This is a genomic window from Corallincola spongiicola (genome assembly GCF_004284785.1).
In the GTDB taxonomy this organism is placed as follows: Bacteria; Pseudomonadota; Gammaproteobacteria; order Enterobacterales; family Neiellaceae; genus Corallincola; species Corallincola holothuriorum.
Map to the genome: position 1 here is coordinate 235,193 of NZ_SHLY01000002.1, position 22,421 is coordinate 257,613.

At 49.1% G+C, this 22,421-nt stretch carries 23 protein-coding genes; 11 read left to right on the forward strand and 12 right to left on the reverse strand.

Going from position 1 to position 22,421, the window contains the following annotated elements:
- Positions 1 to 5: 5 nt before the first annotated feature.
- Positions 6 to 455 carry a DUF2846 domain-containing protein gene (locus EXY25_RS06730; protein ID WP_130566195.1) on the reverse strand — a complete coding sequence of 150 codons (450 nt, stop codon included), beginning with the start codon at positions 453 to 455 and terminating at the stop codon, positions 6 to 8.
- A gap of 360 nt (positions 456 to 815) precedes the next feature.
- Between EXY25_RS06730 and epmA the strand changes: the two genes are divergently transcribed.
- The gene (gene epmA / locus EXY25_RS06735; protein ID WP_130566196.1) at positions 816 to 1,778 is read left to right on the forward strand and encodes an elongation factor P--(R)-beta-lysine ligase; all 963 of its coding nucleotides are present in this window, start codon (positions 816 to 818) and stop codon (positions 1,776 to 1,778) included.
- A 298-nt stretch (positions 1,779 to 2,076) separates the two neighbouring features.
- On the opposite strand, the gene EXY25_RS06740 is transcribed toward epmA, so the two are convergent.
- From EXY25_RS06740 to EXY25_RS06760, 5 genes are all read right to left on the reverse strand, one after another.
- Entirely contained in the window at positions 2,077 to 2,643 is a 567-nt protein-coding gene (locus EXY25_RS06740) for a DUF6436 domain-containing protein (RefSeq protein ID WP_130566197.1), read from the reverse strand.
- Between the two features lie 49 nt (positions 2,644 to 2,692).
- Positions 2,693 to 4,204 carry a methyl-accepting chemotaxis protein gene (locus EXY25_RS06745; protein ID WP_130566198.1) on the reverse strand — a complete coding sequence of 504 codons (1,512 nt, stop codon included), beginning with the start codon at positions 4,202 to 4,204 and terminating at the stop codon, positions 2,693 to 2,695.
- Positions 4,205 to 4,616: 412 nt separating this feature from the next.
- A complete protein-coding gene (locus EXY25_RS06750) occupies positions 4,617 to 5,009 on the reverse strand; it encodes a GlcG/HbpS family heme-binding protein (protein ID WP_130566199.1) in 393 nt (130 codons plus the stop codon).
- Between the two features lie 17 nt (positions 5,010 to 5,026).
- Positions 5,027 to 6,004, reverse strand: coding sequence for an aldo/keto reductase (locus EXY25_RS06755; protein WP_407642896.1), 978 nt, complete (start codon positions 6,002 to 6,004; stop codon positions 5,027 to 5,029).
- Positions 6,005 to 6,167: 163 nt separating this feature from the next.
- Positions 6,168 to 6,359 (reverse strand): hypothetical protein, encoded by a 192-nt coding sequence (locus EXY25_RS06760; RefSeq protein ID WP_114336878.1) that lies wholly within the window; start codon positions 6,357 to 6,359, stop codon positions 6,168 to 6,170.
- 176 nt (positions 6,360 to 6,535) lie between these two features.
- Between EXY25_RS06760 and EXY25_RS06765 the strand changes: the two genes are divergently transcribed.
- A complete protein-coding gene (locus EXY25_RS06765) occupies positions 6,536 to 7,444 on the forward strand; it encodes a LysR family transcriptional regulator (RefSeq protein ID WP_130566200.1) in 909 nt (302 codons plus the stop codon).
- 85 nt (positions 7,445 to 7,529) lie between these two features.
- Here EXY25_RS06765 and EXY25_RS06770 read toward each other — a convergent pair whose 3' ends face one another.
- Together EXY25_RS06770 and EXY25_RS06775 are read right to left on the reverse strand one after the other, a co-directional pair.
- Complete coding sequence (locus EXY25_RS06770) at positions 7,530 to 8,696, reverse strand: DUF3179 domain-containing (seleno)protein (protein WP_130566201.1); 1,167 nt, start codon at positions 8,694 to 8,696, stop codon at positions 7,530 to 7,532.
- A 199-nt stretch (positions 8,697 to 8,895) separates the two neighbouring features.
- Entirely contained in the window at positions 8,896 to 9,453 is a 558-nt protein-coding gene (locus EXY25_RS06775) for a PhnA domain-containing protein (RefSeq protein ID WP_130566202.1), read from the reverse strand.
- Between the two features lie 162 nt (positions 9,454 to 9,615).
- Between EXY25_RS06775 and EXY25_RS06780 the strand changes: the two genes are divergently transcribed.
- From EXY25_RS06780 to EXY25_RS06790, 3 genes are read left to right on the forward strand one after another with little or no spacing between them, the layout of a single operon-like run.
- On the forward strand, positions 9,616 to 10,191 hold the full coding sequence (locus tag EXY25_RS06780) for a DUF2878 domain-containing protein (RefSeq protein ID WP_130566203.1): 576 nt from the start codon (positions 9,616 to 9,618) through the stop codon (positions 10,189 to 10,191).
- The gene (locus EXY25_RS06785) at positions 10,188 to 10,703 is read left to right on the forward strand and encodes a chalcone isomerase family protein (protein ID WP_130566204.1); all 516 of its coding nucleotides are present in this window, start codon (positions 10,188 to 10,190) and stop codon (positions 10,701 to 10,703) included. The genes EXY25_RS06780 and EXY25_RS06785 overlap by 4 nt, the downstream gene beginning before the upstream one ends.
- On the forward strand, positions 10,703 to 11,296 hold the full coding sequence (locus EXY25_RS06790) for a DUF3833 domain-containing protein (RefSeq protein ID WP_130566205.1): 594 nt from the start codon (positions 10,703 to 10,705) through the stop codon (positions 11,294 to 11,296). Before EXY25_RS06785 ends, EXY25_RS06790 begins: the two co-directional genes overlap by 1 nt.
- Positions 11,297 to 11,345: 49 nt before the next feature.
- Here EXY25_RS06790 and EXY25_RS06795 read toward each other — a convergent pair whose 3' ends face one another.
- Both EXY25_RS06795 and EXY25_RS06800 read right to left on the reverse strand, forming a co-directional pair.
- The gene (locus EXY25_RS06795) at positions 11,346 to 11,945 is read right to left on the reverse strand and encodes a hypothetical protein (RefSeq protein WP_130566206.1); all 600 of its coding nucleotides are present in this window, start codon (positions 11,943 to 11,945) and stop codon (positions 11,346 to 11,348) included.
- Between the two features lie 221 nt (positions 11,946 to 12,166).
- The gene (locus EXY25_RS06800; RefSeq protein ID WP_130566207.1) at positions 12,167 to 12,757 is read right to left on the reverse strand and encodes a TetR/AcrR family transcriptional regulator; all 591 of its coding nucleotides are present in this window, start codon (positions 12,755 to 12,757) and stop codon (positions 12,167 to 12,169) included.
- Between the two features lie 148 nt (positions 12,758 to 12,905).
- On the opposite strand from EXY25_RS06800, the gene EXY25_RS06805 reads away from it, so the two are divergent.
- Positions 12,906 to 14,954, forward strand: a complete 2,049-nt coding sequence (locus EXY25_RS06805; RefSeq protein WP_207232122.1) for a VIT and vWA domain-containing protein — start codon at positions 12,906 to 12,908, stop codon at positions 14,952 to 14,954.
- A gap of 135 nt (positions 14,955 to 15,089) precedes the next feature.
- Entirely contained in the window at positions 15,090 to 15,770 is a 681-nt protein-coding gene (locus tag EXY25_RS06810) for an esterase/lipase family protein (protein ID WP_246019517.1), read from the forward strand.
- A 320-nt stretch (positions 15,771 to 16,090) separates the two neighbouring features.
- Here EXY25_RS06810 and EXY25_RS06815 read toward each other — a convergent pair whose 3' ends face one another.
- Positions 16,091 to 17,182 carry a hypothetical protein gene (locus tag EXY25_RS06815; RefSeq protein ID WP_130566209.1) on the reverse strand — a complete coding sequence of 364 codons (1,092 nt, stop codon included), beginning with the start codon at positions 17,180 to 17,182 and terminating at the stop codon, positions 16,091 to 16,093.
- A gap of 477 nt (positions 17,183 to 17,659) precedes the next feature.
- Here EXY25_RS06815 and EXY25_RS06820 point away from each other — a divergent pair, with 477 nt between their 5' ends.
- From EXY25_RS06820 to EXY25_RS06830, 3 genes are all read left to right on the forward strand, one after another.
- On the forward strand, positions 17,660 to 18,211 hold the full coding sequence (locus EXY25_RS06820; protein ID WP_130566210.1) for a GNAT family N-acetyltransferase: 552 nt from the start codon (positions 17,660 to 17,662) through the stop codon (positions 18,209 to 18,211).
- Entirely contained in the window at positions 18,211 to 18,624 is a 414-nt protein-coding gene (gene arfB / locus EXY25_RS06825) for an alternative ribosome rescue aminoacyl-tRNA hydrolase ArfB (protein ID WP_114336890.1), read from the forward strand. Before EXY25_RS06820 ends, arfB begins: the two co-directional genes overlap by 1 nt.
- 147 nt (positions 18,625 to 18,771) lie before the next feature.
- Positions 18,772 to 20,247, forward strand: a complete 1,476-nt coding sequence (locus EXY25_RS06830) for an MAC/perforin domain-containing protein (protein WP_130566211.1) — start codon at positions 18,772 to 18,774, stop codon at positions 20,245 to 20,247.
- Positions 20,248 to 20,313: 66 nt separating this feature from the next.
- On the opposite strand, the gene EXY25_RS06835 is transcribed toward EXY25_RS06830, so the two are convergent.
- Positions 20,314 to 21,594, reverse strand: coding sequence for a glycosyltransferase (locus EXY25_RS06835; RefSeq protein WP_246019518.1), 1,281 nt, complete (start codon positions 21,592 to 21,594; stop codon positions 20,314 to 20,316).
- Between the two features lie 205 nt (positions 21,595 to 21,799).
- On the opposite strand from EXY25_RS06835, the gene EXY25_RS06840 reads away from it, so the two are divergent.
- Positions 21,800 to 22,360 carry an NnrU family protein gene (locus EXY25_RS06840; protein ID WP_130566212.1) on the forward strand — a complete coding sequence of 187 codons (561 nt, stop codon included), beginning with the start codon at positions 21,800 to 21,802 and terminating at the stop codon, positions 22,358 to 22,360.
- Positions 22,361 to 22,421 lie beyond the last annotated feature (61 nt).

The following is a 22,421-nucleotide window of genomic DNA, read 5'->3' on the forward strand; positions in this document are numbered from 1 at the left end:
GAGTTCTACAACGTTGCATCAATCAAAGAGCACTCTTTGACGCCCTGCTGACCTTCTTGTTCGCCAACGAGTTGCAGAAGTGAACCGCCTGAGAAAGCGCCCATTTTAACTTCTTGCCAGATGTAATAAATTTCGCCATTTTCTGTCGTGATATTAAGTACCGACTCTTTACCCTGGGAGGTCAGTTCGTGCTCACCAGCTGGCAGGTCGAACTTAAAGAAAGAGTTCGGTCCAGTGTTTCCTGCTAATTTACCATTGACTGTAACGGGCATAGATAAGGCTGCACCCAGTGTTTCATTTCGATAAACGTAAACCTGTGATGTCGCGGGATCCTTTTTAAACTCTTTTGCTGCAGCATCTAGCTCGGGCGACGCTTGCTTTACGCTAGCACAACCACTGGCTAGCAGGACGGATACAACAACAGATACTTGAACTAGATGTTTAAAGAACTTCATTACAACCTCTTTTTTATTGGAAAAATTAGCAACCAACAAGTTAGAGAGCTTATCGCAAGAGGAAACGGTGTAGTTCTTCCATGGATACCATTCACTAACCCTTAGTTAATATGCAAGCAGTACCTGAGCGATAGAGTGCATCTAACGAGTTACGGTGCGGCATTGATTTTACTCGTAAAATTAGAATGGAATAAATTATTTTTTACAATATTGTTACATTTTCCTGAGGCGCCAGCTCTTATCGCTGTTGACCTTACAAGCTCGTGTATATTTGAACTACGCTATGGCTCTGTTGCTGGCCGCTGATGTGGGGTTTTGCTATAACACGCTCAGCACCTTTTCATCTCAGGAACTCTCTCTATGTGGCAGCCCACCGCGACTATTGAAGCGATACGTAAGCGAGCGCAGATCGTTGCTGAAATTCGCTCTTTTTTCGCTGAACGCAATGTCTTGGAGGTCGATACCCCCGCGCTGTCCCATGCTGCTACCACGGATCTGCATCTGCACAGTTTTGCAACGGAGTTTGTTGGGCCTGGTGCTGCTCAAGGTGTATCACTTTACTTGATGACCTCACCTGAGTTTCATATGAAGCGGTTGCTCAGTGCCGGTAGCGGTGCGATTTACCAAATCTGTAAAGCGTTTCGTAATGAAGAAGCGGGACGCTTTCACAATCCAGAGTTTTCGATTCTGGAGTGGTATCGCCCTGATTTCGACCATCATGCATTAATGGACGAGATGGATCAGCTACTGCAACAGGTATTGGGATGTCAGATGGCCGAGCGACTAACGTACGCTGAAGCGTTCTTCCTGGTGTTTGCGTGTGACCCGCTAACCGCGTCGATGGATGAACTGCGGCGTTTGGCTCCTGAGTCTTTGCGGGACATAGCTGAACAGGAGCAGGACAAGGATACCTTGCTGCAACTGTTGTTTGCGGAGTGCGTGGAACCGGTGATTGGGCAGAATGATTCGCCCTGTTTTATCTACCATTTTCCTGCCAGCCAAGCTGCACTCGCACGGATCTCAGTGGAAGATCCTCGGGTTGCCGAACGTTTTGAGGTCTACTTTAAAGGGATCGAACTGGCCAATGGTTTCCATGAATTGGCCGATGCCAATGAACAGCGACGCCGTTTTCAAGCCGATAACCAGAAACGCTTACGTCATGGCTTACCACAACGCCCGATCGACAATCGTCTGCTTGATGGGTTGGCCGCTGGTTTCCCCGATTGTGCAGGTGTGGCACTGGGTATCGACCGCTTGGTGATGTTGGCGCTAGCTGCTGATAGCATTGCTGAAGTGATTGCATTTCCAACCGACAGAGCGTGAGGGGTGGCCTGCCTCTTTACCTTTGCTCGTTCTCCCTCCGCGGCAAGGCTGTGATGAGGAGGCTTATTAGGTGACGCTAAACACCAAACACCAAACACCAAAACACCAAAATACCCCTCACCCTAGTCCTCTCCCCTAGGAGAGGGAAAAAGAGAAATGCCGCGCTGCCGGCGAATTGAAAATTTGCTCGGCTATTCTGTCTTTGCTCCTTCTCCCCTTGCGGGAGAAGGTTGGGATGAGGGGGCTTTTTCTTGTTGTTAAATCGATAATAATTGGCCGGGGCCGGTTGGAGTTATGTCTAAACGTTGTGCTGACTAAGTGTATCAGTCGGACAATAACAACCTAACACTTCCATCGGCATCAGCGCCGGATGGGGCGTGGCGATCTGTTTGAGGATACTTTCCACCAAGCTATTGCGGCTGCTGCACAGCAGGCCAGCAGAGTAAGGGCCAAAGTAGCGTAATTGTCCCGTACTATCGAGCAACAGGGTTGCTGGTGTCGCCGGTATCCAACGTGCTAGCACAGGGTGCTGCTCTAATGACAGCGTGATATTCCTTACTTTGAGCTCGGTGGCTTGTTTTTGTAGCTGTTCGATATGGCGACTGGCGCGGGGCAGGCAGTCGCAACCCTGTTGGGTGAAATGCACCATCACGGCGCCGTTCTGTTCACTTGCGATGGGGAGATGCTGTCTTAGGGTTGCAGTGAATGTTGCCGGTGATTCAGTGAGCGGACGCACGCGGTCGTGCTGATCAAAAAGAATCAGCGGGGCAAATTGGGTGTACCAAAATGCCCAAGCGGTAAACCCTATCCAGACCACGAATAGGGCAAAGCTTGCTAGATATTTTCTACTGACGATCTGTTTCAACGGGCCAATATTTTGAATGAGGGGCTATTTGGACTAGCCCCATATTGGGTTAATTGCGCTGTTCGAGATGGAAGCTGACCAGCGCATCTTTCAAGCTGTTAGATAGTTTCTCTAACTCCTTAGCGCGGTTAGCAGCCCCTTCGCTGATGGTCGCTTCCTCTTCTGTTACGTCCCTCACTTCTGAGGCCGCGGCGGCGATCTCTGCGCTGGCACCTTGCTGTTCATCAATCGCCGAGGTCATCAAGCGGGTCAGTTCCAGTGCTTCTGTCAATTGGATACGGGTTTGTTCAAATGCCGATTCAGACTGGTTGGCCGCTTCAACACTCCCACCCGCTTTGCTTAAACAAGCTGTCATCGCGTCGACAGAGGCGCTGCTGCCTTGTTGTAGGGAATCGATGATCCCTTTAATCTCTTCTGTCGACTCCTGTGTCCGTGAGGCGAGTGAGCGCACCTCATCGGCAACGACGGCGAAACCGCGCCCCTGCTCACCAGCGCGAGCTGCTTCAATCGCTGCATTGAGGGCGAGTAAATTGGTTTGCTCGGCGATAGCTTGAATAACGTTGAGGGCGGCACTGATGCTTTCGCAGGAAGCGGCTAATTCGGTCACCGTGCTGCTCGTGTTTTGCAGCAACTGTTCCAGATCAGTAACCATAACTCGAGTTTCATTAATCGTGCTTTGGCCATCGTTGATCTGGCCGTTGGCATTGTCCATGGCGCCCATCACTTGCTGCGCCATCTCTGCTTCTTGTACGACGGAATGAGACATCTGCTCGGTTGCCGCGGCGATCTGCTCCACGCGGCCGCGCTTGGTATTGACGATGCGGTTAAGATCTTCACTGGCGCGATTCATGCCGCTGGAGGCACCTTGCAGTGTGGTGTTTGAGTGGTCTATCTGTAATAGCAGTTGAGACATCCTTGCCAGCATGTCATTGAACTGTTTCAGCAGAGGGATATCTTCATTCTGGCAGCGCGCCATCAGATCCAGTGAATTAGGATCTCGGGTGATCTGCTTGGTTATTTCAGCTAATTCAGTGCCCATTACCCCTTCAGCGAAAGAACGTTTGGCAATGATGATGAGTAGGGCTGCTTCGACGACGACAAAGGCGGCGTGGATCAACATGTAACCGAAGGTATTATGCCCCTCTTCAAATGCCCAAACTCCGGCACCACTGTTTTGCAGCATTAGAAAGCTGATGTGATGCAGTGCGATAACCACGGCCGCAGCCAGAATACATTTCCAGTCGCGGTACATGATCAGTAGAGCTAACAACACAAAAATAGAGAAATGCATCTCTATCAGCCCTTCTACTTGATGGATATGCAATGCCGCAAATACCATGAGGGCGACCCCCACAGCGATCCGCGCCAGGGCAGAATCCTGAGCAGACTTCATCAATAGGATAGGGATGATCATCGCCGGTGCACCGATCAGGATCGCAGCGAGCCAGCTACCACCTGAGATCGCCAGGATCAGTGCCAGGGCAAATAGTGCCACTAGAATGATCTGCATCAGTTGATCGGCTTGGCGGCGGAATGGAAGCGTGGGTTCTGACATAGACATAGGTTTCCAATTGGCTAAATGGCTTTTCGCGGCTGCTTTAGTTATCGGCCAAGCCAGAGAATGGTTTAGTGGCTTTGCCCCGGCATCGTGCCTTGTTCAGCGTAGCGTTAATTCAGATGTAGCGGCATCGCGGCTAGGAGCATCTAAATCCTTGATGTAAGGCTAAACAACTTTTTGTTAAATAATAGGAAACATGCCACATTTTGGATCATCGTTCCGGCCGATGGTGAGTGGTTTTGTGGTGTAAATCACCAATGGGTTGCCCGTGTGCTTGAGGGATCAAATACGAGGAAGTTGTGGTGCTAGTGAGTGGGCGTGGTTAGCGCTGAAGCTGTGCAGGAAAAGTGGGCGCAAAAAGAGGCGACACTTGGCCGCCTCTGTGCGTGAATAGGGAAAAGCCTGAACAAACTATTTAAAGGGCGTCGATAGCAGATTGACCTAAAGCAGCATCATCCTGTTCACTCATACCGCTGATGCCGATGGCACCCACCACCTGTCCGTCCACATAGATGGGAACACCACCACCGATACCGGTGAAACGAGCGTCACTCCAATAGCCCATATCTTTGCCTGTTTCTTGCGCCCATTGCGCCAAATTCGCGCTAGGTTGACGATCCCTCGCTGAGGTATAGGCTTTGTTTTGTGCCAGAACCGCGGCATGAAACGCCACTCCGTCCATACGGGCGAAACTGACCAGTTCACCATGGGCATCGACGATGGCCGCTGCAATAACCACGCCTTTGGCTGTGGCCAATTCGAGCGATTTATTGAGTAATGTTTGAGCGTGAGAAAAACTGATATCCATGTTCATTCCTGTGTTGCTTAAGGTAGCTCTTGGCCACGGGCGGTAACGAAAAGCTTGTACCAGTCTTCGCGACTGAGTTGCACCTGGGTGGCCATCGCACAGGCGCGAAGACGGCCTTCGTGGGTGGTACCCAATACCGGTTGGATAGTCGCGGGATGCTGCATCAACCAAGCCAGAACAATAGCTTCTGCGCTGGTTTGATAGCCGTGAGCCATCTCTCTGACCAATCCGGCGGTGGCGTGTACATGGGGTGGTTGGCCATCAAGGTTGCGGCCACTGAATAACCCTTGTGCTAAACAACCCCATGATTGCAATTGAATGTCGTTCTGCTTGCAGTAATCCGTCAGGCCAGCGGTATAACCCACATTAGCGCTATCGCCAGTGCCTACTAGCACAGCATCTTCAACAAAATCCGCTTGGCTCAAACTGAGGGGTAATTGGTTGATCACCAATGGCTGCTTAATCTGAGACTGTAGCAGCGAGATCTGGTGTTGGTTCATATTGGAGACACCAAAGTGGCGTACTTTACCCGCGCTTTGCAAGCGGTCAAATGCCTCCGCAATCAGTTCGGGTTGCATCAGTGGATCCGGGCGATGCAACAGCAATGTATCCAGATATTCAGTACCTAAGCGACTAAGGATGTTATTAACACTCTCTTCAATCCACTCAGGGGATAGGTCATAACGTTTCGGACCATGAGCATCTTCAAAGCGGATCCCACATTTGGATTGCAAGATGATCTGTTCACGCAGCTCTGGACGGGCTTTAAGCACTTCGCCAAATACCTGTTCAGCTTTACCCATGGTGTAGATATCAGCGTGATCAAAATAGTTTATCCCGCACTCCAGTGCGGTATTGACGGCTTGATGGGCCAGATCGATATCTTGTTGACTATAGGGGGCGTTATCCCAGCTACCGCCCAGTCCCATACAGCCATATATCAGTCGGCTGGCTTTAGGTAGGTGGTTTTGTATAGGTGTCTTATTCATGGTCACTCCTGTTCGGACTGGGCTAATCCTAAATCGGTCAGCAAAGCGTGCCAAGTACTAAAGAACGAAAAGCTCGAACTATAGTTCGAGCTTTTCGTTTAGCTTTCATCGATAGAATGTTTGCCTACAGTGGCAGGGGGCTACCGTTGTCGGCATCCATCGATCCGCGTCAGTAGTAGATGTCATCGCTGTTATGTACCTGCGGGTCATTAATGACTTCGTCGAAGCGTACGACAAACTCATGATCATCTACATAGTCAGCCATCAACAACAGATGATGCTCCTTATCGATGCTGCGTATCCGGCCATCGCCTTTTTTTGTTGCGCAGAAATTGCCCAACTTGGCTTTTGAAACATCCATAAGAGTGCTCCAATATGAGGTCGGCCATCCGGTTAAGTATAGTTGAAGATGCGCGCTATGAAGGAACGGCCTGTTGCAGGGGGGATAGGTCGGAGGGGTGAAACTGTAAACTGTTTTCATCCGTCGATAACTCTCTGTTAGGCTTAGTGTTCGAGCATTTACATCGTGAATGAGCTATGGATCTGTCTAAGTTCGACCTGAATTTATTAAAATGCCTAATGGTGTTGCTGCAAGAGAAGAACACCAGTAAAGCGGCAGAAAGATTAGGCGTTAGCCAGCCCGCTGTGAGCCGTTCATTGGCGAAAATACGGACACATTTTGATGACCCTCTGTTCGTGAAGCAGGCGCGAGGACTGGGGTTAACTGACAGAGCGGTAGAGTTGGCAGAACAACTGCCTGACGTATTGGCTAAGCTTGAAAGCTGCTTGGCAGGTCAGGAGTTTGAGCCATCCCAACTGACCGGAAAACTGCGTCTGGCGATCAATAACTATCTCTCCGAAAGTCATGGTTTTGCTATTTGCCAAGCATTGTTGTCTGCAGCCCCCAATATAGAACTAGAGCTACATAACTACAGTCCATCCACGCAGATCCAATTGGTTCGCCAAACCATCGATGCGGCCATCAGTTTTTATCCGTTAGAAGTGTCGAAAGAGATACGTCAGACTAAGATAACAAGCACCCCGGTAGGGGCCTTCTGTCAATTGAACCACCCTATACAAGGACAGGTGTTTACCGCAGATGATCTGCTGTGCTATCCCATTGCGGGGTTAATTCTGTCTGAGTTCAATGAGCAAGGCATGCAGATAGAAAAGCTCCTTAAACCTGGTCAGCATCTGAAGCCCAAATTCAGAAGCCAGCAACTAAGTACCATACTCGATTATACGGCTTCATCTGACGCCTTGTGTATTGCGCCCCGAAGCAGTTACACCACGCAGATGCAGACACGTTTTCGTTTTGTTGAGCTCAGTCATCAAGATAAAGGCATCGATATGCCGGTGGTTTTGCTCTATCACAACAGTCAGCACCGGACTAAGAAGTATCAATGGTTAACACAAGTGATCAGTTCGCTATTTCAGGATGTGTGAGCTTTACCTACTTAGTCTATTTGTGCCGAGAACCAAAAAAGGCGCCTTTCGGCGCCAAGCTAGAGCATGTTGGGTGTCTCTGCCGTTAGTTCATCACTTCTGTGTGGGGGAACCAGTGCGACCAGACCATCCAAAATATACCGTTGAGCATAGGGATTTGTTCTAGTCGACCAAGTGCCGTGTTGCCGTGAATATCGATGGTGCCAAGACTGTCGACAGAGACTGTTTGACTGTCGATTGTTCGGCTGAATAAATTGGTGATACTGCGCTGCTCGTCGTACACCAGTACCATGGGTTGTCCCTCAAACTCGAACTCATAGGTAGGCTGACTCTTGACGAAATCCAAGGTGAAAGCGATCTCTTTTTTGTCGCCACGGTAGCCCCACACCTGCTCTTTAAAGCCAACACGTTCATCTTTCATATCCAGCGTGGGGAAAATCGGGCCATGCTCTTCACTGAATTGGTTTTTCATGGGTTGTTCAAAGAGTGTGAGCAAGAAGTCGTCGAGCGCGCGGTCAAAGCCATAAATAAATACCGTACCATGCGGGTAGAATTCTTTAAAATCGGCCCAGGTCATCATGGTGTTGGGATGCTCTACGGGACTTGTTTTGCCAAACTCTGAAGTCATGGTGACTTGCTGAATGAGGTCGCCACTCTGACGGTCCACCATAACTAGGTTGTTATTGGTTTGGATTAAAATACCTATGTCGGACTCACCTTGACCGAGATCTTGCTCAATAACCACGGGTAGATTGCTTAGCGCACAGAACGTCATGGTGACCTCTTTACCGCCGATGTTGTCACCGGCAATGTGAGGTATTTCAAGATGCTTGCGCGGGAAGCCGCGTACGTCACCGTTGATCTCTACTGCGTAGACAATGTCTTCGTCATTTATTATCACATCAGCCTCAATAACGCTTACGTAGTTAGCCGTATGCTGATAGGAAGGGAAGAAAGCGGCGAGTAGGAAATTAGCCGCGATGATACAGACTAATACGCCACTGGTGGCCATCGTCATCCAGAACTTGGTCCACATTTTGTAGCGACAATGTAGGTGCCATAGGTATCCCATCATGGCCAGATTTAAGCCGATGAACCACCAACGGTATTGATAGTAGGTGACAATCCATTCTCGTGGCAGATCTAAACTTTGTCCTGGCTCAGTCATTAAGACCGCGCTAAATATTGAAAATGCCGCGGTGACGAAGGCGACGATGCGAAACCAAATGCGTTGTGTTTTGGCTGTGTTCATAGGTCGTGTCCCCTTGAAGTTGATATCGCAAGATATTAGGGGGAGAGGGGAGCTTGAGACAGCCACTGCAGAGACTAGCTGGTATACCAAATATGGTATGTCTTGTGGTGAAAAAGCTGCTTAGTTAGCTAAACGACCTATTTCCATGCTTAAAAAAGCACCTGAATGGTGCTTTTTTATCAACAACTATGCTGTTGGGTTATTTCTTCCGGCAGTAAGCGGCAATCAGGTACATCGATTGACCATTGGCCTTGCCAGAGATAAGCGTTGGATCATCTGCCAAGCTGATACCGCGCACCATGGTGCCTTGCTTAATCACCTGTGAAGAGCCTTTCACCGGAAGGTCTTTAATCACTGTCACGTTGTCACCTTTTTTCAGTTCGGTGCCATTCACGTCGAGTGTTTTTTCTACCTCTATTAGGCCGGCATCAGCCCACTTTTTTGTATCTTCTTCTAGATACATCATCTCTAGCAGGTCTTGCGCCCAACCTTCACCAGCGAGGCGATGTAACATGCGGTAGGCCATCACTTGTACTGCCGGTACTTGGCTCCACATGCTGTCATTAAGGCAGCGCCAGTGATTCATATCTAACGTGTCACCGTTGATTTCATCGCGGCATTTGATACAAGCGGCTACTGTGCTGGCATCACCGATCTGATCGCTACCACTGACCTCCTGTGCCGCCAGATCATTTTCTGCACCACACAGTTCACATTTGTCGCCGCTACGTTGGCTCAGGGTCTTGCTCAAAGACATCGGATTAACCTTCTTTCAAATTTGCTGCGGCAAGTATACCTATTCAGCATCATCTTCGCCTGCAGCATTGCAGGCATAGATCTGAGCAAACGCAAAGCAAAGGGATCTTTTTGTTACCACGGTTCGTATGTATGAGTAAGGCAAACTTTAAGACGGATAATCATGGGTACGTTAGCGTCATTGACTCAAACAAGTGGCTTCAGAGTATCTGGATTGGGCGACAGACTGCTGGTTAATGTGCTGTGGTTCGATCTATTTTGGCTTACGTGTGTTGTTGGTCAATCCGCTTGGTTTCCCGCTTCCGTTGCACTACTTGCGTTACACCTTCTGTTGATCAGTGAAAAACTGGTGGAACTCAGGATATGGGCCGTATTGGGACTGTTTGGCATTGCTGTCGACAGTGGGCTGAGTGTCGCTGGGGTATTTAAATTCGATCATGATGTCGTTATCCCTGTCTGGTTAATTTGTCTGTGGTTGGGTTTTGTTTCAACGCTGGGGCGCAGTTTAAAACCGCTGATCGCCCGCCCTTGGTTGGCGATGATGACGGGGGCGTTTTTTGGCCCACTCAGCTATTGGGGAGGTGAGAAGCTGGGCGCTGTGGAATTTGGCTTTCCGCTATCCACCACGCTGGTATTGCTAGGTTTTTTATGGGCAATACTGTTGCCGTTATTACTTCTATTACATGAGTTTTTATCCCGCCCGATTAAATCAACAATGCGCACTGGAGGTTCACCATGAAAGGGTTGATGCGTGTGACCAGGATCTTAGCGCTTGCGATGGTAGCCGTCGCATTGATGTTTGCTCTTCAAGCCAACGCACAGATGATGAATGTGGTTGGCGAAGCAAAATTGAAGGTGATGTTTTGGGATGTATATTACTCACGTCTATACAGCCCCAGTGGACGATACGTCGACGGTCAGCGGCCTATCAAGCTTGAGATAGAGTACTTGATGGACATAGATGCCGAAGATCTGATCAGCAGGACGAAAGAGGAGTGGAAGCACCTCGGAGTGAATCACCCCAACCAAGTGCTTTGGCTGCAAACCTTGGAAATGATGTGGCCAGATATTACAGAGAATGACCGGCTTGCGATCGTTATTGATGATGCTGGCCATAGCTTATTTTTGCTCAACAACACACCCATCGGCAGGGTCGAGGATCCTGACTTTGGTCAGCACTTTGTTGATATTTGGCTCTCCCCGAATACCAGCAGACCACAACTTCGTTTAGCCCTGTTAGGAGCCGAGTAATGGCTAATAGATTGCCAATTTTGTTGTTGGCTGTGTTGTTGCTGTCAGCCTGCTCCACCGATGTTGAAGAGTATCGCGGCAGTACGCCAGCATTTCAGTTAGAAAGCTATTTTGATGGTGATCTTATTGCTTATGGCATGGTGCAAGATTACAGCAACAAATTGACCCGACGCTTCTGTGTCGAAATAAATGGTGTTTGGCAGCGCCAGGATGGCGTACTGCGCGGAACCATTGATGAGGATTTTTTCTTTGATGATGGTGAGCAGAGCAAGCGGATCTGGCATCTGGTACGCCATACTGATGATCAGGGATCCCACCACTACACAGGCAATGCCGCTGATGTGGTGGGGGAGGCATCTGGACGAGCGGAGGGCTCGGTTTTTCATTGGCAGTATGAATTGCTGGTGCCGATCAAAGATGACGATGGCAGTGTTACCGAGTATCAGATAAAGGTCGATGATTGGATGTATCTGATGGATGAGAGGCGCCTGTTTAACCGTAGCGAACTGATTAAATTTGGTCTCACTGTGGGCCAGGTAACGCTGTTTTTTGAAAAGCGACAGGGCGTTAACAGCTGTGCTGTGGCGGCATAAAAAAACCGCCCATGGAAAGAGCGGTTTTCTGATTGTTTCGTTACAAGCGTTATTTGCGACCGCGTGCAGCCCTTACACCGACCAAGCCAATCAACATCAAGCCTATTGCCAACGGGGCGGGTACATCAGCCTGCGAGAGGGTGGAGAAGGTATATGTTTCACCGTCATATAACGCGTTGAAACCCAAGCTTAGAGACGTAGGCGTGTAGTCGAGCGTTGCTAGATGGCTATTGTTGCCGCCCCAATCGCATGAACTTCCAGTGGAAGAGCATGTGTAATTTGTCAGGATAACCTCATCAACAGTGACTAAATCCCATAGTGAAATCATCAGCAAATCATTGCCAGAGGAAACATTCCCGTCACCGTTGCGGGTACTTTCTGTGATTGATACCGAGAAAGAGGTGTCGGCGATGTCGACACTGACACTCCAGACTTGATTGAATACGTCGGTCATGACCCCTTCAAACTCGACGCCTGCATCGACAATGGCGGGAGAGGAGAATTGGGTTGTGATTGTTTGGTTTCCTGTGCTTAAAGCACCTTCGACGCTGTCACCCATCAGTCCGGCATTTGCGCCGAACGACAGTGATGTTGCAGAGATAATGGCCGTTGTTTTTAACCAGTTTTGCAGTGTTTTAATTGAGAACATAGTACTTCCTTAGCTTCGGACTATAGGTTTTTTTATTGTTGTTGTCGCTACGAAGCAGGAACTATTCCACTAAATTAACTATTAACTCATCTGTTTGAATTTATATGTTTTTTTATGAACAAGGCCCTTTTGTTTGTGTGGTTTTTTTGGTTCCCGTGTAAATAAACCCGACTCCTATTTTTGCATAACGAATCGATTGCCTCCTGCTACCTAGGGCGCGGCTATGCTGGCAAATACCGCGTCAGCAGATCATCGATCAGTGCTTTACCGCTGATGGCTGGTTTCGCAAACAGTTTATCCTCCAAGGTGAGATGCACGATGCCGTGAACACTGGCCCACACCGTGCGTATTTTTAGCTGTATCTCTGTGGTTGAGGCGTCTGGATAAAGTGGCAGCATGCACTCTTCAACCAAGGCAAGCAGGCGGTCAATACGTTGTTGCTGCCAATCGGGCAGGGTTTCTCCTTCGGCTAATCGATGCTCAAACACTAAACGCCACCGATGAGGGTGCTGCTGCGCAAACGCCAGATACTGTTCTGCCATCGCCCGCAGTTTATCTTTTGCCGTCGAGGCTTGGTCCATTGCGGCGGACAAGTCACCGCTCATCTCATCCATGGTATGGCCGTTCAATGCCAACAGTAGATATGAATAACTGCCAAACAGGTTGATCAGCGTGCCGGCAGAATAGCCCACCAGTTTCGCGGCCTGACGCAAACTTAAGTCGGCAGCGGGTTGTTGTTCAAGGAAGGCTGTCACTGTGGTGAGTGTCAGTGCGCGGAGTTGCTCGGGACTGTGATCGTTTCGTCTGGCCATAATTGAACAGTGTTAAAAATAATTGACTTTGCTATCGGATTCGCTCTATCTTAATTGAACGCTGTTCAATATCAATCATTAGATGGTGTTGTAACCGCGTTTTTTAACGGACTTATTTTGAACGCTGTTCAATTAGATCGAGGATCCGATGATGAAACAATCTTTGAAGCAACTAAAACGAATAATCAGCGCGGCGGTGTTACTGCTGACAGGTATTGCCGGTGCGACACAAGCCGCAGGGTTGATGACACCGATAAACAGTGGTCAGAGCGAATTGACGCTGCAGGACCACAAAGTGAAAGTCACCATTGCTGATGGCTTTGCTACCACCACAGTGGAGCAGGTTTTTGCCAATCCCCATGCCCAGGATTTGGAAGCGATATATAGCTTTCCTGTGCCCAGTCGCGCATCCGTTGGAGAGTTCACTTACTGGATCGATGGCGCGCCAGTACACGGTGAAGTGGTTGAAAAGCAAAAGGCCCGAGATATCTATGAGCAGGAAAAGCAGCAGGGTAACCACGTTGCCTTAACTGAGCAGGAAAGCTATCAGCGTTTCGAGATCCGAGTATTTCCGGTTAAGGCGCAAAATAGCGTAAAAATACGATTGGTTTATCTGCAGCCAATAGAGGTTGACCACGGTGTTGGTCGATTTCTCTACCCACTCGAGAGCGGCGGTGTCGATGAAGCACAGAAGGCGTTTTGGAGTACTGATCCGGTAGTCAAAGGGCAGTTTTCTTTTGAGTTGGAGTTGAAAAGTGGCTTCCCGGTTGAGGCGTTGCGCTTCCCTAAGCATGCGCAGTTCCAGCTTGAACAACTTGGCCCGCAACACTGGCGTGCCCACTATGACAGTCGTGCAGAAATAGCGGAAGACGGCAGTGCCAGTCATTTCTCTCTAGATGAAGATATTTTACTGTACTGGCGTTTACAGCAAGGGTTGCCAGGTGCTGTCGAGCTGGTCAGCTACAAGCCAGATGCGAAAAGCCAGGGTACCTTTATGCTGACACTGACCCCATCAGATGACTTGCAGCCACTGAACAGCGGGCGTGACTGGGTATTGATCCTCGACATGTCTGGCTCAATGAGCGGCAAATACCAAACACTGATTGAAGGCGTACGCCGTGGTTTTGAAAAATTTGGCCCTGAAGATCGGGTTCGTATTGTGCTGTTTAATAACAGCTCGGAAGATTTCAGTGGCGGCTACGTCAACGCGACACCAGCTAACTTAGATGACTTGGCGAACCGTTTAGCGGCGCGCAGTCCCGGTGGCGGCACTAACCTCATGGCCGGTCTGAAAATGGGTATCAAATCTTTGGATGCCGACCGCACTACCGGGATCTGGTTAGTCACTGATGGTGTTGCCAATGTTGGTGAAACCCAGCAGAAAAAGTTCCTTGAAGTTATCAAAGATAAAGATCTGCGTTTGTTTACCATGATTCTGGGCAATGAAGCGAATCGCCCACTGCTTGATGCGCTAGCTAAACGAAGTAATGGCTTTGCGCTGGAGGTCTCTAACGCTGACGACATCATGGGGCAATTGACCCTGGCCGCCAGTAAGGTAAATCACCAAGCATTGCATGATATCGAAGTCGAAGTGGACGGCGTAAAGGTTGGCGACTTACAGCCAGCCACCATTGGCAGTTTGTATCGCGGTCAGCAGTTGCAACTGTTTGGTCACTACTGGAAAGGCGGTGACGTGAAAGTGACGGTGAAAGCCAAACGTGGTGGTCAACCAATCTCTTACCGTACCCAATTCAAGCTGCCTGAGCAGTCAACCGAACTCCCTGAAATCGAACGTTTGTGGGCGTTTGCGCAAATTGATGAGCTGATGGCAGAACAACGTGATTTCGGTGAAGACGCCGACCGGAAAGATGCTGTGGTAGATCTGGCGAAACAGTACGGCTTAGTGACTGAATACACCTCGATGCTGGTATTAGAGGCGGATCGCTTTGCCGAACACGGGATTGAGCAAAAAAATGCGCAGCGCATTGAGACCGAGCAAAAAGCCCGTGAAATAAGAAAATCGCAGCCGGTGGTTGATCGCCAGGTGGATAAGCAAAACCCGCAATACAACAAGCCCCGTTCAGGCTTTAGCGGTGGTGGTGGCAGCATGGGCTGGAGTGGGTTGACGTTGTTACTGCTTGTTGTCGTTGGACGTCAGTTTGTTGGTATGCGTCGCCGTATGGCTCAGGGGAGCTAATCGACAATGGTTTCATGCTGTAGATTTTTAGTGAGCACGATATTGGTGGCCCTGTTAGGAGGCGGGGCCGCTGCCCTTCTCGCTGCCCAAGAACGAGCCATTCAAGTGACCAAATTTTGGCGAGGGGGAGGGGGCGTGACAGTACCTACTTCATTAAACAAACCGGCCGATTGCGTGGTGCTACTGCATGGCCTGGGTAAATCATCACGGTCGATGTGGTGGCTACAACAGCAATTAAGCGCAGATTATCGAGTGATTAATCAGAGCTATCCATCCTTGAGTCAACCGATTGAGCAGCTATCTGAAGCAACTGTCAGCGCCGCGATCAGCCAATGCCAAGGGGATCAATATCGTCAGATCCACTTTGTCACTCATTCGATGGGAGGAATTCTGTTACGGCATTACCTGTCAGAGCACAAGATTGAAAATTTGGGACGTGTGGTGATGTTAGGGCCACCCAATCAGGGCAGTGAAGTGATCGACCATCTAGCTGATGTTCCGCGCGTCCTGGCGTTGTTAGGGCCGGCTGCAAGGCAGTTAACTACTCAGGGGGCAGGTATCACACACTCGTTAGGTGCTGTCAATTATGAGGTGGGAGTTATTGCGGGCGATCGCAGTATCAATCCATTGCTATCGCGCTGGTTGCCCGGTAGTGACGACGGTAAGGTTTCTATTGAACGAACGAAAGTGGCAGGCATGCAAGATTTCATCGTTGTCCCTGTTTCGCATCCTATGTTGATGTGGCGGCCAATGGTGGTTGAGCAAGTAAAGCATTTTCTTGCACGTGGTCAGTTCAGCGCTTTGTTAGAGGGGTAGTTCACAAGCTGCTTATGTAAGCGGCTGTTTATCCATGATTTTTTATGAAGCTAATAAATCTATCGATGGGATGGCACGTTTAACAATGCGCCTGAAGTGACATGCCACGGCAGTGCATGCCGATATCCAAAATGGAATCATCGTCAGCGATTAAGTCGTATTGGAGAGATTGATGAGTAGTTTACTAACGCTTTGTTTTGTTAGTAATTTTTCTCTTGTGATGGTGGGTTGTAAGCTTCTTCATCTACTTCGAATGAGGTCAACGGGAAGCAACGCTATGCTTCCCGTTGTAATTATCTAACGATCATTTCAGCAGAGAGTTACTCCGTACATGCATCTGCGACGGTTTCTGCTAGTTTCCAGGATTGTCGTACCGTCGGATCCCAAAGGCGAACTATTATCCGGGGTATCACCTTCACCAGGCAGATGAAGCCGATAAGAGCTGTCAGCCAGAAGATGCTGGCAAAATAGGCGATGGCGGTAAAAATGGCTAATAGGATCAATGCGGGAGTGGCGGCCCCAAGACGACTTTTCTCCAACTTGTGGTATTGCAGCTCATTGCTTAGCAGTGGCTGAATACGTTCTAGAGCATGCGCCTTCACCGTTTGATTTAAGAACTCGACTGATTCGCTCTCTTCACCCCATTCAATGGTGAGTACATCCGAATTATGGTCACTGACCAACTCTTTAATCTCTGAAAGTGGGATACGTTTGAACTTGTCTGACTTGCTGATAGCCATCAGTTCTTCTATTGAAGCGCCATTTTGATAGCTTGATTGCACTTTTGAGGCTTGCTTACCGTCGATGTCGAACATCACCAAATCATTGCCGTCTAAAGCGACCAGGTAGTTGTCATCGATATCTAACCAAGATGTTTCAGTGTAAAAGCCTTTGGGGAGCGCTTTCTTTGATTCTTTGACAAAGATAAAAGTCATCACCCAGTAGATGAACAGACTGGCTGGGCCGGTATAGGGGAGAACATCAATGGTGTTGCCGATGTCATCGTTACTGGATAAATCGCTGTTCACGTTGTCAGCAGTGTCGTTGATATTTGGCGATGTAGTGGCGTACCAGACGTCAACCTGTGTATTAAGCGTCAATTGTTCGAATTCGTATGCGCTGATCTCTACCATATTTTCGTAGCTTATTTCATCAACGTTAAACTCGTAAGTTAGGTAGTAGACAGTGCGGTGCCGTAACCGTCCTTTTAAATTTCGATACTCTTCATCTTCGGCGTCAAGTCCGGTCACGGTCGCAGCTACAACCTGATGATCGTCTGTCCAGGCCAGTTGCTGGTTATGGAATTTTTGCATAAACAGGGAGCCTGCGTAGCTGGCTGCAATGAAGATCATTAACGCAATGATCTGTACCCAACGTTTACGCTTTTGGCCCGGTGATTTGTATTGAGGCATTAACTTCTCCTTTTGCCCGTAAGCTTGATTGATGCATGAATTCCGTTGCTCTATAACTGGGGCCATCTATATGTTTACGATGACAATCGTATTGCGTTGCCTGGATTACTTCGATTGTTCTCATGCCGAAGCACGGCTGTCCCTAGCTCAAGAGTGGCTATTGCAGTGCATGCTAACGGTCGTAAGTGTTGTTATATTCCGATCAGATCAATGTTTTACTGGTTATTTACTCAGCGTTCGGGGCGCTTGTTAATTTGGTGATCATCATCTGATTTCTGAATGCATAGTCTCATTCGGTCGCGCCTGCGCTAGGCTTCGTTGCGATATGCCGGGTGAACTGCCAGTTTGACTATACGCAATAGATTATTTCGGTCTGTAGTTATAAGAAGGGTCTTAGCTCGACTCCTAATCGATAAAACGCAACAATAGCGATGTATTGCACTTTGTATGGGTTTAACGACCCCGAGATATCAATTTATGGACGTGCTCCCAAGTGAACGCCTGACATTTTCTATGATGGATGCATCCGATGCGCCACTGATGTTTGAGCTGGACCAAGATCCAGAAGTGATGCACTTCATCTCGGGCGGGAAGACAACCTCTTATGACGATGTATTGCAGGTGTTTTTGCCGCGCCTGGCCCAGTATCTTAATCCAACAAAAGGCTGGGGGTTGTGGAAGGTTGTTGAATCGGCAAGCGATGAATTTATTGGTTGGGTACTGGTGCGGCCGATGGCGTTCTTTTCTGCCGACCGTGATGACAGCGACTTAGAGTTGGGTTGGCGCTTTAAGCGCGCAGCCTGGGGTAAGGGGTATGCCACTGAAGCGGCGAGACAGATTATGATGACAATCTCGCAGGCGACAGCTGTGACTAAGTTCAGTGCCTTAGCGGTAGAAGATAATCATGCTTCCATCAATATCATGACCAAGCTCGGCATGCGGTTCGAGAAGAAAGCTCTGCATAAAGATCCATTAGGGGATATGGACGTGGTCTATTACCGGCTGAACATGAATAAGAGCACAGATTAATGCTAGAAATTTCCAGTAGTGTCACCCTCGCCGAGTGGGAGATTGAGCTGACCGCGATCCGTGCCCAAGGCGCGGGTGGCCAGAACGTCAATAAAGTCTCCAGTGCCATTCATCTGCGTTTTGATATTAAGCGTTCCACCCTGCCAGCCTTTTATAAGGAGCGCCTGCTCAACCTAAAAGACCATAGGATCACCAAAGAGGGGGTGATCGTGATTAAGGCGCAACAGTATCGAACGCAGGAGATGAATCGTGATGATGCGCTGCAGCGACTTAAAGCGTTGATCTTATCTGCGACGGTACAGCAGAAGACCCGACGTCCTACGAAGCCCACTCGTGGATCCCAACGCCGCCGTATGGATAAGAAGACGCTCCACGGTAAAACCAAGCAGCTGCGGGGTAAGGTGGATCATTGAGTATCGCTTTGTACGCCTGATTTTAGTTATAAGTTAGTCTCATTCAGTGTAACCCATTCCCCTCTGTTAATGTCTACCACCCTATCCTTAGAGTTCAATCAATCCATTATGTACGGATGAAAATTTCTATAAAAAAGGATTTTCATAATGAATACTTTCAACAGATCAAGAGGTGTTATTCCATTTTTTTATGTTGTTTGCGCGGCCATCTCCATATGTTTTTTGAATGGTTGTCAGGATGCGCCGAAAACGCCGGCAGGATCCGTCGCCAGTAGTGATACTTCCCCTACTATTGCAACGTCTTTGGGTGCCAGTCGTACCGTCGTTGGCGCGGCTGTTTATGTGCCTGCAACACTACTGACTGAGCCTTTAGGTGAAGGTACCGCCAAACAATTGTTTGCGTCGTTGGAAAGTGACGGTTGTGTGGTGTTCGATGAGCTGGCCAAGTCGTCAGACAGTGTTGTTCATACGTGGACTAAGTCGACCGCTTTTTACGAATATCTAAGCAGTGACACATCACTTGACGCCAGTCTGGAAGGGCCGGTGACGCTTGGCACCACAGTGAAAGTGGTTACCAAATCCAGCAATGAAAAGAATACCTCATTGCTTGGTGCGGTATTTGAATTCAATGCGTACAAACAACGTTTCGACTTGGCTGATGATTGCATTACAGGTAGGCATGGCAAAGGGAGTTTGGCTGCCGACTTTCTGGCGGACTATAAGGCTTTACCCTATCCGGTCAATAAGCCAGAAATGGAGTCTTCTTGGGAGAGTTATGATCGTTTCCTAAAAAAGTATGGATCTCACTTTGTCTCGAAATTGTTTGCTGGAGCCCGTTATCGTAGTTTTGTCACATTAAAAAGCAGTAGTGCAATAAAGGAGCGTGAGCTAGCGGTGGCCGCCTGCTTGTCAGCGGAAGGGCCTACCCAAGAGGGGCAAGCGTCAGTGAAGGGTTGTGAAGGAGTGACCCGTCAGCAGAAGCAAGCGATTAGCCTATCTGATTATCAGGTCAACTCAAAAGCGTTTGGCGGCAGTGAGGAGCTTAGACAGCTGCTTGGAGCTGGCAAAGCAGCCACACCAGAGTTATTGGCCGAATTCGCAAAAACCGGAGAAACTCTGCAAGACGGTGTGAAATATGAATTGATGCCAATTTGGCAGCTGTTAGAAAGCCGTTTCGAACCCGGAACGAAAGAGCAGAAAATAGCAAAGTCGATGCAGGCTTATTTTGAAGGCTTTCTCTCTTTTAATTGCTCACAGTTACATGGCTGCGGTTGTGCCAAAGTGATGGATAAAAAAGATAAGGTGATGCTGCGTAAGTTCGCGTTGCTTGATAAAGCGACGGCATCATATGGTTGTCAGCGTCCGGCGATGGGCTGTCGGAATGACGATGATTGTCATTACAATGCAGGCAAAGCCTATTGCCAATGTCACGGCGATCACTGTGTGAATCGTGGCGCAGACAAGCTGAGTGCCGTGGTTAACTACACGACTAAAATCACCGGTAAAGATACCGGGCCGAATAAAAGCTGCCACTTTGTCAAAAGCAAGCTTCAATGCCAGTGTCAGCGGCCAGATAGCAAGCATATGTGGGACACCCTTTGGCGAAGCGCTAAGGCAAGTTAAACCCCAAGCGTTCGGCGCACCGAGTTGGTATCGCTTAGCTAACTCGGTGCGGCAAATACCTGTATTTCAGTCTGAGCCATTTTCATCGGTCAAGGCCAGCACTTTGTTCTTTGCCTCTATCCACTGTGCCATATATTGGGTGCTTTTATGGTGATGGTGTTGCAGCATAGCACCGGTGAAGTTACGCAGGCGGTGCTGGGATAAATTTGCTTGCAACTCTGTCACTGCCGCAATAACTCGCTGGCCTATCTGTTCACCATCAAAGCGCTGTTTTAATACCGAAACAGCTTGTTGTTGGCACTGCTGCCAGCGTTGCTGATCGTTGTATAGCGCTACGGCTGCGTCAACAAATGCTTCTGCTGAATGGGCGACAACGCCGGGCCATTGATCTGCTTCTGCCATCCCTTCGGCACCGATCTCTGTAGTCACACTGGGGGTGCCCCACAGCATGGCGTCGGTGAGCTTACCTTTAATGCCCGCGCCGAATCTTAGAGGCGCTAATAGTACCCGACTCTGTTTTACTGCTTGCTCAGCATTCGGTGCCCAGCCTTTAACTAAGAAACCTAGCTTTGGGTTATGCAATGCGGTGGCTTTCGGCGGCGGATAAGCGCCATAGATGCGCAATTGTGCTTGTGGTAGCTGCTTACGGATCAGAGGCCAAATAGTCTCACGAAGCCAGAGCACTGCGTCCCAATTGGGCGCATGGCGGAAGTTACCGATACTGATGAAATCTGTTCGTTGATCAAAGCTTGGTACCTGATTATCTAGGTTAGCCAGATCGAGCATAAAGGGGCAGTAACAAAGCAGTTGCGCTGGCACGTTGAAGTGTTGCTGCAGAAGCTCTAGCTCGAAATCCGAGATAATAAAGCTAAGGTCACAACGGTAGATACTGGCGACTTCTCGCAGGGCATAGTCGCTGGCCAGATCTTCATCTGTCATTGACCGCTCTGCTTTGTGAGCAATATGGCGAGCATGACGCAGGCTGTGCAGATCTTCGGTATCCAATAGCTTGATCGCATTTGGGCTGTGCTGGCTGATCCGCCAGCCGAATTGCTCCTCCATCATAAAGCGGTCGAACAGCACGATGTCGGGGTTAAGCGCAGCAGCAAAGCTGTCGAACGCAGAATCATTGAGCGGGATCGCCTGTACCTTAACGCCCATCGTCTGCAAATCCACCATGTGCTCGGTTAGCTGTGCAGGGCTGGCAAAACAGACCTGCCAGCCTTGGGCGAGAAACAGCTTGATGAATGAGATCATATGGCTGCCTGCCGCAGAGGAGTTTGGCTCCGGCCAGACGTAGCCGATGATCAGTACCTGAGTTGTTGCATTAGACGGCGTTGATTTCAATGGTGTGACTTCGCTTCGGTGGAGGATAAGTTAAACCTAGAGTGTGCCTGAAACTGAACACTGATCCAATGGAGCTGATATGAGACAGTTTTTCGTTAATTTATATGCTGTCAGCAGGGAATGCTTGGGACTAATCATCTCGATATGCCATGCTTAAAAGACGACAATTAACTTCCGTTCCTGTCATGGGCCTAATGGAGTAACTATGACAATTCTGGCTTTTGGATTATTGCTGTTTTTTGCCGTGCACCTGGTGCCTTATCGCCCAGCTATTCGTGGTATGTTGGTGCGTCGCCTTGGCGATTCGGGCTATAAGGTTGGGTTTTCTTTGCTCTCGGTGAGCGGGCTGGCGCTGATTATTTATGGCAAGGCGATCGCTAGTTATATCTATCTCTGGTCGCCTGTTTGGCCCGGTATTTTGCGCCATTTAACCTATGCGTTTTCCCTGCTGTTTTTCATTCTGCTGATGGCGATGCTGATCCCTTGTAATCTAAGACGCCGTTTGCACCATCCTTTTCTGCTCGGTATCGCTTTCTGGAGTTGGGGGCACCTGATCGTCAATGGTGATTTGGCTTCGATGCTGCTGTTTGGCAGCTTTGGCCTGTTTGCTATCTTTGCTGTGGTATCGGCACTGAAACAAGAGAAGTTATGCACTTTGCCACCGCAAGCGAACTGGCGTGACGCGCTGGTCGTTGCCTTGGGTGCACTGCTTTATGCCATCTGCGTGCGCTTCCACGGAGAGCTGTTTGGTGCTTATCTGGTATAGAACAATCGCTGCAGATAAAGACAAAGCGCCCGTAGGCGCTTTGTTTGTTTTTGGCGGTCAA